We start from the raw sequence: 15,341 nt of genomic DNA, 5'->3' as shown, positions 1-15,341 counted from the left end.
TAATGTATCTCATTAAAATACAATGTTTTACAAAAAAATTGTAAATTTATTTAACCTATAAAATTAAAAACCAATGATAACAAATTCAAAAAAAACAAATTGTATTATATCAATTATCTTACTTATTTGCTTTCAATTAAGTGCTCAAGATTTTTTGTCGCCATCATTTACTTTTTCTCATAAAAAAACAAGTTACATTACATTAGCTGACGGTTCTGAAATTGAAGGAATAATAAAAGATATTGATCGAAAGAAAGGATTGATAGAATACATTAAAATTCAAGACGGTAGTAAAAAGAAACACAAACTGAAACCTGAACAAGTCAAATTTATGTATTTACCTCCAAGCGGTTTTGATAAATTAAGTAAGCTTACTAATTTCCTTACAGATACTCAAAAATGGAATGATGAAAAACTAAACCAAGATTTTTTAAACAAAGGCTACGTCTATTTTGAATTAGCCGATGTACTTATAAAAAAGAAAAAAGAAAACTTTTGGTACAACTACTCAATCCAGGTTTTAGTAAGCATGTAAAAGTTTATCACGATCCGTATGCAAAAGAAACTATGTCTATTGGTGTAGGTTCTTTAAAACTTGCTGGTGGAATTGCCAAGTCATACTACATTGCTAAAGATGATAAACCTGCATTCCGTTTAAAGAAAAAAGATTATGATAAGCAATTTATACCCTTGTGGACAAGCTGTAAAAAAGTTATCGAAAATTATACCAATCCTGTATGGAGAGATTTAGCTAAACATATAATTACTTTTTCAGAATGCAAATAATTATACCCACTGATTGAAAGCATGAATTTTTCGAAAGTAAATTTATGAATATGGTAGATTTAATTTAAACCTGTGAAACTGACTTCACAGGTTTTTTTAAATCATTTTTCATAAACCTATGCTTTGTTATACATTGCTGGAATAGTTTGACCGATTTTAAAATTTAGGAGAAAATAGATTGAAACAATTCCCCATTAATAAGTTAATTTCACATATTAATAACGAATATTTTAACGAAATCCCGGACACTATTCGACTCATCGGTGGCGTAATTACTTCAGTAACAAGTTTTGCATTGGACAATTTCCCTGTCAGTGGTTTTGTTCCCATAACAAATATACTCATTGAAAACTATTCAAAGGAACAAATAAGATAACTATGCTTAAACTATTCAAATATGTAGCCATATTAATATATTACTTTTCAATCGTAAGCTTTCAAAGTCAAGAGGTTTCTAAAAAAAATAGTACAGATTGGAAAAAATATTCATTAAAGGAAAAAGTAAAGAAAGTTTTAGAAAATTATTATCCAACAATTATTGGGGAGAATGGAAAAATGGAATTTCTAGACATTGCTAAAAACCCAAAAGAGCGTGAACTAGGTAGTGCTTTTGGTTTAAATTTTAATGAAAGAGGTTTTTTAATTAAACATGACTATAGGGTAGAAATGTGGTACAAAGATGTATACGAATATACCAATGACACCATTTTAAAAAAGAAATCTAAATATTTATCCAAAATAGAAGACAATGACAGTTTTCCTAATGACCAATTAGAAGAATCTATTGAATATGACGAGGATGGGAATATTACTAAGCTAATATTCTATTTAGAAGCTGTTGTAGGTACGCATATTGATGGTGAATATTTTTTCAAATACGATCAATTTAATAATTGCAAAAAAGTAATTCAAAATTATTACGAATACAAACCTAAAACTGAATTTGAAGTATTAGAAATATTAGAAAGCAACTATCAGTTTAAAAACACATATAAAGACACATTACTTATTTCTAAGCAATTTTTAAACAGTAAAGGGGAAGTATTAGCATTAGAATCTAATGGTGAAGTTTCGGAAAGTAATTATGGTAAATCTTTACAATCTTTTGGACCAGACCGCAATAAATATACTGCTGGTGATAAAATAACCTATGAATATGATAACCGAGGCAATAAAATAAAAGTGACCAGTACCAGCGCCCACGGCAAAAGTAGTTACAATACGTATAAATATTACCCTGATAATTCTTTAAAAGAAGCCTATTACCGCGATACTAATGAAAATATTATTGCTGGTGAAATGTTTGACCAACAAGGCAGGCGTACACATATAGGCACTAACAAAGGAAACTTTAGTTACACCTATACCAAACCAGATGCTCACGGTAACTGGACCATTTGCGAAATTAGAAAATTAGTAACCTCTGGCCTGTATAAGGACAACGTGCACTATTATATTAAAAGAACCATCGAATACTACGAATAAACAGATCCACCATGCCAGAAAACTAGGTATATCCGTAACATATCAATCCTTACAAAGCTGCATGAAATTACCCCCCGTGATTAATTTTTCATTAAATAGACTATGTTATACCCCCAACCATAGTATTTTTGCAATTAAAATTTCCGTATGTATATTATTGGCATCACTGGCGGTACGGCAAGTGGCAAAACATCGTTTGTAAATCAGTTAAAGCAACATGTTAATGGCAGCCAAATAAACTTTTTGTCGCAAGATGATTATTACAAACCCTTAACAGGACTGTCCTATAAAGACAAAGATCAAATTAATTTTGATCATCCAGATTCCCTGGACTTTGATTTATTAGAAAAACATATTCATACCCTAAAAATTGGTCAGCCCATTGAAAAACCTACATATAGTTTTCAAACTCATGATCGTTTGGTAAAAACAACTACTACAGCACCACGACCAATTCTTATTATTGAAGGTATTTTGGTATTATCAATGCAAAATATCAAACAACTGTGCAACTACACCATTTTTGTAGCTGCTCCTGAGGATGTACGACAACAAAGACGCTTAAAAAGAGATGTTGCAGAAAGAGGACGCACAGCGGAAAGCGTGTTATATCAGTTTGAAACTAACATCCACCCAATGCACCGTCAATACATTGAACCCCTTAAAAACAAGGTAGATTATATTATTGATGGCACAAAAAGTTTTGAAACTCCAATAACACATGTTTTAAAACTAATTGAAAATCAATACATTAAAAACAAATAAAAAATAAAACTCAACGATAGTATAGTTACCGTAAGGCTATTTCAACATTCCTCTAAAAAAAAGGTAGTTTGCCTAAAAAAATAAAAACCATTACTCACAAAATTTCATAAGAAACTACTTATCAATTATTTATAGTAGACAAGCGTACTTTTGACAAGAAAGAATATCCGCAAAAAACACCATAAATCGATAATTATTGCGTTATATTTTTTTGAAAAATTTAGATAAAGTTATAAACAAATTTTCATTAATTAATTCATTAAATAAAGCTTAAAAAAATTAATTTAACTTTAAATTTAACGATTTAAAATAACATATTCATAATTTTTTAAAAAATATAATTTTAAATGCAACACTGTTGCAACAAACAAGTACTTTTACAACAAATAAAAATTAATTCTATTACTTATGAAAACAAAATCGATTTTATTAGCCCTATGTGGATTAGCCATTTCATTCAATTCTTGTAGTGATGATGATGATAATGATCCAGTGATTGAAAATGAAGAAGAAGTGATCACTAATGTAAACTTCACCTTAACTGCTGATGGAGCAGATCCTGTAACTTTCACATGGGTAGATGCTGATGGAGAAGGTCCTGCAGAAGCAGTAGCTGTAGGCGGCACACTTAAAGCAAATACTACTTACTCAGCTAAATTAGAACTTTCAAACGTTCAAAATGGAGAAACAGAAGATGTTACTGAGGAAATTGAAGAAGAAGACGAAGAACACCAATTGTTCTATAGCACTAACATTAGTGGTTTGAGTGTTACTTACACTGACAAAGACGGTGAAGGAAACCCTATAGGTTTGGAAACAGAACTTAAGACTGGAGCTGCTGGAAAAGGAACAATTACAATTTTTTTAAGACACGAACCTAACAAAAGTGCTGAAGGAGTTGCTGAAGGAAATATTGCAAATGCAGGTGGTGTAAATGAATTAGATGCAACTTTTGACGTTGATGTTGTTGAATAAATTAAAACTTATTGCATTATTATTTATTGTAGTACCCATTATAGGATTTTCGCAAAACTGTACCCTTACATTAACTGGTCATATCAGTGATGTAGGTACAGGCGAACCTATTCCTTATACTAATGTATTTGTTAGCGAAACTAAAAAAGGGACGGTAAGTGATAGTTTTGGTCACTTTAAATTAACAAACTTATGCCCCGGTGACTATCATATTACATTAAGTCACATTGGCTGCGAATCCAAAAAAATATTTGTTAAAATTGAAGAAAAAGATGTTGATTTAAAGCTTAAGTTAACACATTCTGTTCATGACCTGAACAATGTAGTATTATCTTCATTTTCTGGACCAAAAACCACACAACATGTTGAAACTATAAACGAACGTTTCATTAGTGACAATGCTGGTAAAAATTTAGCAAATATTACAGAATCCATTGTTGGAGTAAGCACCATTAAAACTGGTAACAGTATTGGTAAGCCTATCATAAATGGACTTTTTGGAAACAGAATTAGCATTATAAATAATGGAATTCCTCAAAGTGGACAGCAATGGGGAATTGATCATAGCCCTGAAATTGACCCTTTAGTAGCCAATAAAATAAGTGTCATTAAAGGAACCGCTGGACTAGAATATCTTGGCGCTCCTTTGGGAGCTACCATTTTAGTTGAGCCCGAAAAAATAGAAAAAGAACCGCATTTACACGGAAAAACAAATTACTTTTTTGAAAGTAATGGACTAAGCAATGGTATAAATTTACAACTACATCAATATCCTTCCAGTATTGGTTGGAAAGTTAATGGTACTTACAGACGTAGCGGTGATATGAGCACACCAAGTTACAACCTAATCAATTCAGGGGTACAGGAAGCAAATTTAGCCCTTCAACTAGAAAAAGAATTTTCAAAAAAATTAAAAACCGATTTCTATTTTAGCACTTATAACACTACACTTGGCATCATAAGTGCTTCTCAAATTGGCAGTGCGCTCAACCTAAAAGAGATTGATGAGCGAGGAAAACCCTTTATTACTGGCAGTGGTAGCTTTGATATTGAGCCTCCCAAACAAAAGGTAAATCATCATTTAGCAAAGTTCCATTCAAAATATTCGATTGACTTTTCGCAATGGGTAGCTGTTGATTTTGCGGGGCAATTAAATCAAAGAAAAGAATTTGATAGAAGGCGCGGTGGTCGTTCTAACCGACCCTCCTTAAGTTTAGATCAATACACTATGTATATTGGAGGAACGTACTTTAAACGATTTTCTTCAGGTTTAAATTTAAAATCTGGAATTCAGTACAACTTTATTGACAATGCCAATCAGGCTGGTACAGGTGTTTTGCCTTTGATACCGGATTACACCTCACATCAAACAGGAGTGTTTACCACCCTAACAAAATCCTACAAAAAATCAATATTTGAATTTGGAGCACGTTATGATCATACAAATCAACATGTAGCTACCATTACTCGAGACCTTCCTATCCGTGTGGAACGCTTTGATAATTCATTTCATAATATTAGCACTTCAGCGGGATGGAATTTTGCAATTAATCCCCACCTTTCAATTTCCTATAATTTAGGTTATGCAACACGTAATCCTGCAATTAATGAATTGTATAGCTCTGGCCTACATCAAGGTGTTGCGGCTCTTGAATTTGGTGATCCAAATTTAAAAAATGAAAAAGCACTTAAAACAACCCTAGGCATTACAGGAGATATTAAAGAAAAGTTTTCATTTGAAGCTCATGGATACTTTCAAAAATTTGAAAATTATATTTTTTTGAATCCTCGGGGTGAAATACGAAGAATCGCTCGAGGTGCTTTTTTAGTTTTTAACTATGAACAAGCTAACGCTCAAATTGCTGGTCTAGATCTTTTAGGAACTTATCAAGTTACACCATCATTACAAATAAGGGCTACTGCCAGCTTAATCGATGCAAAAAATATAACGGAAGATAATACTTTAATTTACACCCCTACAAATACCTTTACAGGAAGTGTTACCTATGAATATCCTAAAGCAATCCCATTTATAGGTTCAAAAAAATTGGAAAATTGGAAAATTACAATAAAAAATGAATATGTGAGTGAATCAACTACCGATGATGAAGAATATATCTTTTTTGAAAATAACGAAAGGAAAAGTTTTGCTATAGCTCCACCAGAGGCCTATAATTTCTTAAGCTTGCAAAGCTCAACTGATATTCAATTTAATAAAACAAGACTTAGAATAACTGGTGGTGTGACAAATATCTTAAATACCTCATATAGAGATTACTTGGATAGACAACGCTATTTTGTTATTGCTCAAGGAATCAATGCAACATTAGGAATACGTTTAAATTTTTAAATCATGGGGGCATATTCGGACTTTGCTAAAGAACTTTTGAACAAACATCATTTAAAGGCAACTACTACCCGTATTAAACTCATTGAAATTATTAAAACATTTAAAACGGCCATACCCTACACTAAAATACAAGAGCACTTTAAAGATTCTGATCGGATTACATTGTACCGCACCATACAAACCTTATTAAAAAAAGAGATCATACATAAGGCGTTAATTAATAAAGAAGAAACGTACTATGCCTTATACGAAAATGACACAAAAGATCAAACACATTCGCACAACCATGTGCATTTTAAATGTACAGTATGCAACCATGTTTCCTGTCAATATTTATATGATAAAATTTCTGTGACACTCCCTAATTTTACTATTGACACTATGCAAATTCAGCTTACTGGCATTTGTAATTTGTGTACCTCTAAAGGAAATCAACAAAACTAAGAATGGGATAATTCAATGTCGGAAACAGTATACGACACCATTATAAATCCTATGTTAGTTAACTTTAATTTTACAATAAATTTTTCCTCAAAGAAATAATCAAAAACAAAAAGTGATTTTTTTTTAAAAAAAAGTTAGGGTATTTTAAAGCTCAAGCGTATTAGTTATATAGTAGTTTTCATGAACATCAGTTTAACCAACTAATTACTTGAAAAAGAGTCATTTTGAATACCTAATTTTAAATTGGAAATAGAGTACTCATCAGTATGGTATAATTAATACTCTTGGATAATTATATTATTTGCAATTTTACCTGTAAAAAATGACATCAATTAACACATTAGTTATTTTTTACATCATAAAAAGACCTTAATATTAAATAGAATGATGACCGAACCCAATATTAGTATATGCGAAGAAAAAATTTACGAACAATTATATAAAACATATGCTGACAAAATATTTAATCATTTGTTTTACAAATATGGTGATAGCGAAAAAGCAAAAGATGTAGTTCAGGACAGCTTTGCTCAACTTTGGGTGAACTGCAAAAAAGTATCTTATAATAGTGTTAAAAGTTTTTTATACAAAGTTGCAAACAATAATAGCATCAATGATTTAAGGCACCAAAAAGTAGTATTAACCTATCAAAAAACAAATACTGAATCAAATCTTGATTATGAATCGCCACATTTCCAAATGGAAGAAGACGAATTTATGAATCGCCTTACTTTAGCCATAAACAGCCTTAAAGAAGGACAACGCGAAGTATTTCTGCTAAGTAGAATAGAGAAAAAAAAATACAAGGAAATTGCTGAAATACAAAATATAACAGTTAAAGCTGTTGAAAAAAGAATGCAGCAAGCCTTAATCAATATTAGAAAAAAAATCCCTAACATTTAAAAGTTATGAATGCATTGTACTTAAATGATCACCATGAATTTTTAAACAAATGGATCAATAGACAATTGACTTCAGAGGAAGAACGCTCTTTTCTGAATTCAGAAAATTATAAATCATTAGTAGTTTCTAATAGCAAATCCAGTTAAATAGAAAAATTATGTCACAACAAAATAACGAAACTGATTTTTTAGCTCGCTGGCTGGAAGGTGAGTTGTCCGATGAGGAGAAAAGAAACTTTGAAAGTTCCGATGACTTCCTGGCATTTAATGAAATCATTAGAGGTGCTGAAAAGCTCCGTAAACCAAATTATTCATTTAATATTGATACTGAGTTTGAAAAACAATTAGCTTACAACAAGCACTATAATACTAAAAAAACCAAAGTAGTTAAACTATTTCCATGGAAATATATTGCGGCTGCTTCCGTACTTTTAATAGCTGCTATAGGCTTAATATTCTCTTTAAATTCAACAGTATCGGTGCAAACCGTTGCAGCTGAAAAAGTAGTACATCAACTACCCGATCAATCTGTAGTAACTCTTAATGCTATAAGTGCTATTGAATATGACAAAAAATCTTTTTTAAATAAAAGAGAACTTGACCTAACAGGCCAAGCATTTTTTGAGGTAGCAAAGGGGCAATCATTTACCGTTAAAACGAATAAAGGCTCAATAACCGTACTAGGAACCAAATTTGATGTTTTAGCGCGTCAAAATAATTTTGAGGTAATATGTTATGAAGGTAAAGTAAGGGTAAGTAATCCCAGTGGTAAAACTGTTATTTTGACTAAAGGAAATGCCGTTAGATTAACTACGGATAACAATTTGGCCGCCTTTGATGTAAAAAGAAATACTCCTGACTGGAAACAAGACTTTAGCGCTTTTACCAACGCTCCAATAGCTCGTGTTATTAATGAGTTGGAAAGACAATACGCTATCACAATTAAAAGCAATCAAATTGACACGCAACGTTTTTTTACTGGTTTTTTTACGCATAAAGATTTACAAAGTGCTATTAAAACATGTTTTCAACCTTTAAATATTAAGTATACATTTGTAAAACCAGATGAAATTATCCTTAAGGAGTGAAGCACGATTTTTTAAAAACTTTTTTGAGCTTTGTATTTTTTTGTTTATACAGCTTATTCCAGGCCCAAAACAATAAAAATACTATTGATCTACAAACTATATTCAATTATTTTGAAGAAAAACAGCAGCTTCAATTTTCCTATGATGCAGAGCTCGTTAATGGCATTGTGCTAAAAATTAATAAGAAAAGTGAGGAATTATCAATTGAGGAAATTGCATCACTCATTGAACAACAAACTAAATATAAATTAGAAAAAGTTGCCTCAAATTACATACTCATTAAAAATACAGCTGCTTATACTTATTGCGGTATTTTAGTAGATGAGCAATCCCAATTTGAACTCCCTGAAGCCGTCATTTTAAAAAATGATAAAATGGTCACTATTTCAAACAAAAAAGGGGTGTTTTATGTAGACACTACGCTACAAGACCAAATTAAAATCAGTTACATTGGCTATAAAACCAAAGTAATAGATCCACAAAAATTTCTGAACAAAACATGTGATACCATTTATTTACAGCCAAAAGCAGAAAACCTAAGTAATGTTGTTGTAAAGGAATATTTAACAAAAGGAATTTACAAAAATAAAGACGCCTCCGTACACATTTCAACTAAAGGGTTAAGAATTCTTCCTGGTTTGGTGGAACCCGATGTGTTACAAAGTGCACAACTACTCCCAGGGATATCTAGTCCAACTGAAGATCCTGCCAACCTATATATCAGGGGGGGGTACACCAGATCAAAATCTTATTTTATTTGATGGCATCAAAATGTATAATACGGGTCACTTTTTTGATCAAATATCATCATTTAACCCTTATATCATAAAAGATGTTGAAATATTTAGAGGTGGAACAAGCGTTGAATATGGCGACAGAATTTCAGGGGCAGTAATTATAAATACTGATGATGATTTAACTGATCGTATCAAAATCGGCGGCGGCCTCAACCTAACGCATGCTGATTTTAATGCAAAAATTCCTTTGTCTTCAAAAGCTGGTTTTTTAATTGCAGGACGAAGATCTTTAACTGATATAAATGATAATATTGTAACCAGAAACTTTGTAAAAAAAGTGTTTCAAAATACCCGGGCAGACATTGAGGATAGCGGAGCTGAACTTGACGGTGAAGAAAGCATTATCAACTTTGTAGATGTAAATTTTAAATTTTTATGGAAACCAAATTCTCAAAATACGTTAACCTTAAATTCAATTTATACTGAAAATAATTTAAACAATTTTAACGGCAATCAATTTAACGAACAAGGTTCATTTTTTACCAGAGACAATTTTGAAAACCAAAGCCTAGGGGCCAGTGTTAATTGGAAAAAAAAGTATACGCCCTCTGTATTTCAAAAAATAAGCGTTTATACCTCGCAATACTTGCTTAAATATAATTTACAAGCAGTTAGAAATCAAACCGAAGCTTTTTTTTATAAATGATTTAAAAAATAGCGTTTTAGATACTGGTTTAAATTACGGATTGCAAATTAAACTCAAAAAAAACCATTCGCTTAATTTGGGTTATCAATTCGTTTACAACTCCACCTCCACTGATTTATTATCCCAAGCTAGCGCTAATTTTGAAGAAGACAATATCGATGATGATGATACTTTGGGAGGAAAAGGCACCAGTCACACTCTTTACAGTGAATATCTTTACGACACCAAAAACACCTTTTTACGATTTGGATTAAGAAACAGCTTATTAAGCAATAGCATTGAAAAGTTTTTTTTTGAACCCAGGATGTTCTCATCAATTAAACTTATTAAAAATTTACGCCTTACATCATCATTTGAATTAAAAAACCAGCAAATTGTTCAATTGAACACTTTTGAGAGCCAAATCAATTTTTCAGGAGAATTTTTAGGGCTTCCCAATAGTGATAATTTTTGGGTGATCTCAGGAACTTCAGATAACGAATTAGAGGAATTGCAAATTATAAGAAGCCAACAGTTTACCTTAGGCCTTTTATATTCCAAAAAAGGATGGCACTTTGACGTTGAAGGTTATTATAAATCTATAAAAGACACCTCATTTACCCGAAATATTTTGGCTTTACTGGCCACAAGTTCCTCCGATGAGCTGTTCATCAATTCAAAGGAAAAACGTTGGGGAGTTGATTTTTTATTAAAAAAACGAGTACAAAACTATAGAATATGGTTGGGATACACTTGGAGTAAAACATTGGTGTCACTCCCTGTAATTCAAAAAAGAAAATTCCCAAATAGTTTTGATCAAACGCATGTACTCAATATCTCGCAAACTTTAAAAATAAAAAAACTAGAATTATCCCTGGGGTGGAATTGGGCTACTGGCCGTCCCTTTTCAATATTAGAAGATATTAACCTTAATGATGACGACTTTTTTTTCAGTGCCATTAACAAAAATGGCTTAAATTCTGAAAGATTTAAAAATTACCATCGTTTGGATGCCTCCGCCACCTATCGTTTTTATTTTGATGCTGAAAAAAAAGTAAGCTCACTTATTGGACTTTCATTAAGAAATATTTATAATCGAAGGAATAAGATTGGTCAAAAGTTTCAATTCGAAACTGATCAAGATAACGTCGAAGATGTAAGCATACAAAATTTAAGTATTGAATCCTTACGATTTACCCCAGATTTAGTATTTAGGATTAACTTTTAGGACTGCACTAAATTAAGTGCCTTAAATTCAGCATTAGGATTCACAAGTTTTTCTTGATCAATTAGGTTTCTGTTTTTAATAAACTTTGTTCCTAAAACATACGCTTTGGCATTATTTACCGCATCAACAGCTAATAACTCTTGATCTTTAAAATACCAAATTGAAAACTTTGTTGTTTCACCAATCTCTTTCCTAACCAACACTTTATTGTATCCGGTAGACAAACCAACCATTTGCAATTTAACATCATACTGATCGGACCAAAACCAAGGTATACTATTATAAACTGGATGCTTACCACAAATAGCAGCGGCAGCAGTTTTAGACTGATCTACTGCATTCTGAACAGACTCCAACCTAATAAAACGACCATAATGAGGATTGTAATGAAAAGTACAGTCGCCAATGGCATAGATAGCCTCCTTTGCTTTTGCTGTTTCGTCCACTTTAATTCCGTTTTCAATTTCTAAATTAGCTTGTTTTGCCAATTCCAAATTTACGTGAATTCCAACCCCAACAATGATAATATCGGCACTGTAACGAGCACCATCAGCACATACAACCTCATTAATGTTTTTATGGTGAGCGACCTCAATAACGTTTTTATTTGTTAATACACTAACCTCGTTATCCCCATGTAATTTTTCAAAAAAATCAGACATTTCAGGTGCTGTTACTCGTGCTAAAATGCGTGCTTCCCGTTCAAGAACAGTTACTGTAGCACCTAACTTTTTTAGTGATGCTGCTGTTTCTAGCCCAATGTAACCTCCACCAATGACCACCACTCTTTTTTGGGTACTTTGGGTTAAGGATTGTTTTATTTTTTCAACATCTGTAGCCGTACGTAAAGCAAAAACATTGTTAGCAGTGTCCAATCCATTTATTGGTGGTATAATTGGACGGGCACCCACTGCCATTACTAACTGATCATATTTATATGATGTTCCATTAGTTAACGTAATGCATTTATCGTGCTCATGAATATTGCTTACTGTAATTCCTAATTGCAACTCAATCCCTGCCTTTTCATAACTTTCAGCTGATTTTAGCAGGTTTTTTTCAATAGCATCATTACTTGTTAAATATGCCTTTGAAAGTGGTGGACGATGATACGGAAATACAGGATCTTTATCAAAAAGAATGATTCTCCCTTCCCAGCCTTCCTTTCGTAAAGAAAAAGCAAAATTTACACCCGCATGGCTAGCACCAATAACAATACAAATTTGATCTTTTGAAAAATTTTGAGACATTTATTTATAAAATATAGTAATTAATCTCTTTCTGCTACCTGAAGTTCCAAGCCATCAAGGGCATCACTTACCTCTAACTGACAACATAAACGACTGTATTCATTCACATTATCATCCAACTCAAGCATGTCATTTTCTATTTCGCTTGCCTCGCCAGTTTTTTCCATATGCTCGGGCTTTACATGCACATGGCAAGTGGCGCATGAACACACTCCGCCACAATCGCCATCAATTCCTGGCACATCATTATCAACCGCTAATTGCATTACCGAACCGCTTGATGCTTCTAAGGTGATTGCCTCCTTATCCGTGGTTATAAAAGTTATTTTTGCCATAAGTATATTTTTTGTCCTTAATTAAGGCTATTTATTTTAATATCCGTTGAATGTAACATTAATGGCATCGTAGCCTACTTTACGTTCAAATTGGTCTAGATTTTCAATATTTTCTTTAAAATCAATGATATCAATTGACTTTACTTTATTTGCTAGGGTTTCCACTAAAATCCTCATTAGTTGACGCGCATGTGTTGCCCCTAAGCAATTATGTGTTCCAAAACCAAAACTTACGTGTGGATTTAACTTACGGTCCAATACAATATCATTTGGGTTTTCAAAAACTGAAGCATCTCGGTTGGCTGATGCCCAACATAATGAAATACGCGAATCTGCTTTAATGGCATGCTCACATACTTGAGTATCCTTAGTAGCTACACGACCCATATGGGTGAGTGGAGCAAAATACCGAATTAATTCCTCTACTGCTTTACTAGTAATTTCGGGTTCGTTTTTTATACGTTGTAAAGACTCAGGATGCTCAGCAAAATAGGCTATTGAATTGGTTACGGCATTAATCACAGTATCCCTACCTCCTGCAAAAGTGAGTATCATTACTCCTTTGATTTCCTCTTTAGTTAATTTTTTTCCGTTTACTTCAGAAGCCAATAACATGGAATATAAATCATCACCAGGCGCTTTAATTGCCTTTTCAATTTGGGTGTCAATATAATCATATAAAATATTCGCTTTATCCCCATCAAGCGCTTCGCCTTCGCTCCTAAACACATGGGTACCCCAACTTATCCAAGTTTCAGCTTCCTCATAAGGGGTATTTAACAATAGGGTTAAAGCCCTTGACTGCAAGCGTAATGAAAAATCAGAAACTACCTCTACACTATCCATGGCTAACACTTCATCAACAATAGCACTAATTTGTTTGTTAAGTTGTTGCATGTATGCTTCTTCCAAGGGCCGTTTAAACCAAGGTTCAACTAAATCACGATAGCTTTTATGTTCGGGCGGATCAACCTCAAAAGGTATTTGCCTAATTGAACGAATAGCAACTTCCGAAGGAACTACAATACGACCAGGGGTAGCGCCTGATTGAAATGTTTTCCAGTTATGAGCTCCTTTACGCACATCTTTAAGGCGCAAAAGCATCGTCACTGGGTCATTCTGATCATTCATTTCTCCAAAGCCTTTTTCCAATCTGGCTTTTTTAAATGGATCACTAAGTTTACTTTTTTTCATTTCTTTATCCTTTATCGCTCAATAGATTTCTTATGCAAAGTTCGATAGATTCATTGCTTAAAAAATCCACTATATTGTCAAAAAATTAAACTTTATTGTCATACTAAGATAATTTTTTCAATTTCAATCAAATTTAATTACATTAATTAAAATATATTAACACTTGATTATCAGAATTTTATAAGCTTTACTTAATGAATATACTATTAAAAAACTGAATTGTTTCTTTAATATGAATTTCCCAATACGTCCACTCATGTTTTCCTGAGTGCTCTTTATAAATATGCTGAATGTTGAGCTGTTGAAGTTGTTTGTGTAATAATCTATTCCCTTCAATCAACAAATCATCCGAGCCGCAATCAAACCTGAATGGCGGTAAATTATTTTTATATTTTTTAATAGTTTCTAATACCGAATTATTTTCGGCATCAGCCTGATCATAACAAGATAAATCCTCTTCAACAAATAACTTCATTTCGTTTAATACTGTAATTGAAGACAAGCCCGAAACTCCTGAAAACTTTTCGTGATACTTAATACCAATTCGTAAGGCACCAAAACCACCCATTGACAAGCCTGCAATAAATAATTTTGATAATTTACTTGCTTGGGGAATCAACTCAATAGTAGCATCAACAACATCTTGCGCAATCCATTTTTCAAAATTTGATTGCTTGTGTGGTAAATACGCGCTACCATCGCCCCATAAACCGTCCGAAGGCATCGCTATAATCATGGGTTTTATTTCGCCATTATCAATCCAGGATTGCATTTTTAAATGTATTCCTGTTTTTTGTGACCATATCCAATGGCTCCCATAAACACCATGCATGAGTATCACAATTGGTAAATCCTTGTGCTCGCCTGGCGGCACGTACACCGTAATATCCCCTCGGTTAGTCAGCTGCTTACTTTTTACAGTAATATGCCTTAAGTTATTTGACTCAAAACGAGGATCCGAAATTTCAGTGGTTTTAAAATTAGACATTGTTGGTTGTTGGTTGTTGGTTGTTGGTTGTTGGTTGTTGGTTGAGATTTTTTTTGGGAGAATTCCAAAAAAATCTCAAATCTCAAATCTCAAATCAATTAATAATTCATAATTCATAATTCTTAATTC

Annotated in this window: 18 protein-coding genes; 14 read left to right on the top strand and 4 right to left on the bottom strand. The window is 32.6% G+C overall.

Annotated elements, in window-relative coordinates; genetic code table 11:
• Positions 1-73 precede the first annotated feature (73 nt).
• The 14 genes from GMC_RS0115800 (at position 74) to GMC_RS0115745 (ending at position 11,445) form a co-directional block, all read left to right on the top strand.
• The gene (locus GMC_RS0115800; protein WP_010523062.1) at positions 74-535 is read left to right on the top strand and encodes a hypothetical protein; all 462 of its coding nucleotides are present in this window, start codon (positions 74-76) and stop codon (positions 533-535) included.
• The gene (locus tag GMC_RS0115795) at positions 496-786 is read left to right on the top strand and encodes a hypothetical protein (protein ID WP_010523061.1); all 291 of its coding nucleotides are present in this window, start codon (positions 496-498) and stop codon (positions 784-786) included. The genes GMC_RS0115800 and GMC_RS0115795 overlap by 40 nt, the downstream gene beginning before the upstream one ends.
• 178 nt (positions 787-964) lie before the next feature.
• Entirely contained in the window at positions 965-1,162 is a 198-nt protein-coding gene (locus GMC_RS21575) for a hypothetical protein (protein WP_138940658.1), read from the top strand.
• A 2-nt stretch (positions 1,163-1,164) separates the two neighbouring features.
• Positions 1,165-2,271 carry a hypothetical protein gene (locus tag GMC_RS0115790; protein ID WP_010523060.1) on the top strand — a complete coding sequence of 369 codons (1,107 nt, stop codon included), beginning with the start codon at positions 1,165-1,167 and terminating at the stop codon, positions 2,269-2,271.
• A gap of 147 nt (positions 2,272-2,418) precedes the next feature.
• Positions 2,419-3,036 (top strand): uridine kinase, encoded by a 618-nt coding sequence (gene udk / locus GMC_RS0115785; protein WP_010523059.1) that lies wholly within the window; start codon positions 2,419-2,421, stop codon positions 3,034-3,036.
• Between the two features lie 408 nt (positions 3,037-3,444).
• Entirely contained in the window at positions 3,445-4,011 is a 567-nt protein-coding gene (locus GMC_RS0115780; RefSeq protein WP_010523058.1) for a hypothetical protein, read from the top strand.
• On the top strand, positions 3,980-6,361 hold the full coding sequence (locus GMC_RS0115775; protein ID WP_238528025.1) for a TonB-dependent receptor: 2,382 nt from the start codon (positions 3,980-3,982) through the stop codon (positions 6,359-6,361). Before GMC_RS0115780 ends, GMC_RS0115775 begins: the two co-directional genes overlap by 32 nt.
• 3 nt (positions 6,362-6,364) lie before the next feature.
• Positions 6,365-6,805: a Fur family transcriptional regulator gene (locus tag GMC_RS0115770; protein WP_010523056.1), complete on the top strand. Its 441-nt coding sequence runs from the start codon at positions 6,365-6,367 to the stop codon at positions 6,803-6,805.
• 384 nt (positions 6,806-7,189) lie between these two features.
• Entirely contained in the window at positions 7,190-7,708 is a 519-nt protein-coding gene (locus GMC_RS0115765; protein WP_040472571.1) for an RNA polymerase sigma factor, read from the top strand.
• A gap of 5 nt (positions 7,709-7,713) precedes the next feature.
• Entirely contained in the window at positions 7,714-7,854 is a 141-nt protein-coding gene (locus tag GMC_RS21735; RefSeq protein ID WP_157998175.1) for a hypothetical protein, read from the top strand.
• Between the two features lie 11 nt (positions 7,855-7,865).
• Entirely contained in the window at positions 7,866-8,795 is a 930-nt protein-coding gene (locus tag GMC_RS0115760; RefSeq protein WP_010523054.1) for a FecR family protein, read from the top strand.
• Between the two features lie 23 nt (positions 8,796-8,818).
• Positions 8,819-9,556, top strand: coding sequence for a hypothetical protein (locus tag GMC_RS0115755; protein WP_138940657.1), 738 nt, complete (start codon positions 8,819-8,821; stop codon positions 9,554-9,556).
• 10 nt (positions 9,557-9,566) lie between these two features.
• On the top strand, positions 9,567-10,238 hold the full coding sequence (locus GMC_RS0115750; RefSeq protein ID WP_029489838.1) for a TonB-dependent receptor: 672 nt from the start codon (positions 9,567-9,569) through the stop codon (positions 10,236-10,238).
• Between the two features lie 40 nt (positions 10,239-10,278).
• Positions 10,279-11,445 carry a TonB-dependent receptor domain-containing protein gene (locus GMC_RS0115745; RefSeq protein WP_029489837.1) on the top strand — a complete coding sequence of 389 codons (1,167 nt, stop codon included), beginning with the start codon at positions 10,279-10,281 and terminating at the stop codon, positions 11,443-11,445.
• Here the strand turns inward: GMC_RS0115745 and GMC_RS0115740 are convergent.
• From GMC_RS0115740 to GMC_RS0115725, 4 genes are all read right to left on the bottom strand, one after another.
• Entirely contained in the window at positions 11,442-12,695 is a 1,254-nt protein-coding gene (locus GMC_RS0115740) for an NAD(P)/FAD-dependent oxidoreductase (protein ID WP_010523053.1), read from the bottom strand. The genes GMC_RS0115745 and GMC_RS0115740 overlap by 4 nt on opposite strands.
• 20 nt (positions 12,696-12,715) lie before the next feature.
• Positions 12,716-13,030: a 2Fe-2S iron-sulfur cluster-binding protein gene (locus GMC_RS0115735; RefSeq protein ID WP_010523052.1), complete on the bottom strand. Its 315-nt coding sequence runs from the start codon at positions 13,028-13,030 to the stop codon at positions 12,716-12,718.
• A gap of 36 nt (positions 13,031-13,066) precedes the next feature.
• Complete coding sequence (locus GMC_RS0115730) at positions 13,067-14,224, bottom strand: cytochrome P450 (RefSeq protein ID WP_010523051.1); 1,158 nt, start codon at positions 14,222-14,224, stop codon at positions 13,067-13,069.
• 187 nt (positions 14,225-14,411) lie between these two features.
• Complete coding sequence (locus GMC_RS0115725; RefSeq protein WP_010523050.1) at positions 14,412-15,212, bottom strand: alpha/beta hydrolase; 801 nt, start codon at positions 15,210-15,212, stop codon at positions 14,412-14,414.
• Between the last annotated feature and the right edge of the window lie 129 nt (positions 15,213-15,341).

This window comes from Aquimarina agarivorans, assembly GCF_000218485.1.
Classification (GTDB): domain Bacteria; phylum Bacteroidota; class Bacteroidia; order Flavobacteriales; family Flavobacteriaceae; genus Aquimarina; species Aquimarina agarivorans.
This window is presented reverse-complemented; position numbering and strand designations above follow the sequence as displayed.

Bases quoted from the DNA above. Each gene is read 5' to 3' on its own strand.
- GMC_RS0115800 (WP_010523062.1), top strand. From the start codon at position 74: ATGATAACAAATTCAAAAAAAACAAATTGTATTATATCAATTATCTTA.
- GMC_RS0115790 (WP_010523060.1), top strand. From the start codon at position 1,165: ATGCTTAAACTATTCAAATATGTAGCCATATTAATATATTACTTTTCA.
- udk (WP_010523059.1), top strand. From the start codon at position 2,419: ATGTATATTATTGGCATCACTGGCGGTACGGCAAGTGGCAAAACATCG.
- GMC_RS0115780 (WP_010523058.1), top strand. From the start codon at position 3,445: ATGAAAACAAAATCGATTTTATTAGCCCTATGTGGATTAGCCATTTCA.
- GMC_RS0115775 (WP_238528025.1), top strand. From the start codon at position 3,980: ATGCAACTTTTGACGTTGATGTTGTTGAATAAATTAAAACTTATTGCA.
- GMC_RS0115770 (WP_010523056.1), top strand. From the start codon at position 6,365: ATGGGGGCATATTCGGACTTTGCTAAAGAACTTTTGAACAAACATCAT.
- GMC_RS0115765 (WP_040472571.1), top strand. From the start codon at position 7,190: ATGATGACCGAACCCAATATTAGTATATGCGAAGAAAAAATTTACGAA.
- GMC_RS21735 (WP_157998175.1), top strand. From the start codon at position 7,714: ATGAATGCATTGTACTTAAATGATCACCATGAATTTTTAAACAAATGG.
- GMC_RS0115760 (WP_010523054.1), top strand. From the start codon at position 7,866: ATGTCACAACAAAATAACGAAACTGATTTTTTAGCTCGCTGGCTGGAA.
- GMC_RS0115750 (WP_029489838.1), top strand. From the start codon at position 9,567: ATGTATAATACGGGTCACTTTTTTGATCAAATATCATCATTTAACCCT.
- GMC_RS0115740 (WP_010523053.1), bottom strand. From the start codon at position 12,695: ATGTCTCAAAATTTTTCAAAAGATCAAATTTGTATTGTTATTGGTGCT.
- GMC_RS0115735 (WP_010523052.1), bottom strand. From the start codon at position 13,030: ATGGCAAAAATAACTTTTATAACCACGGATAAGGAGGCAATCACCTTA.
- GMC_RS0115730 (WP_010523051.1), bottom strand. From the start codon at position 14,224: ATGAAAAAAAGTAAACTTAGTGATCCATTTAAAAAAGCCAGATTGGAA.
- GMC_RS0115725 (WP_010523050.1), bottom strand. From the start codon at position 15,212: ATGTCTAATTTTAAAACCACTGAAATTTCGGATCCTCGTTTTGAGTCA.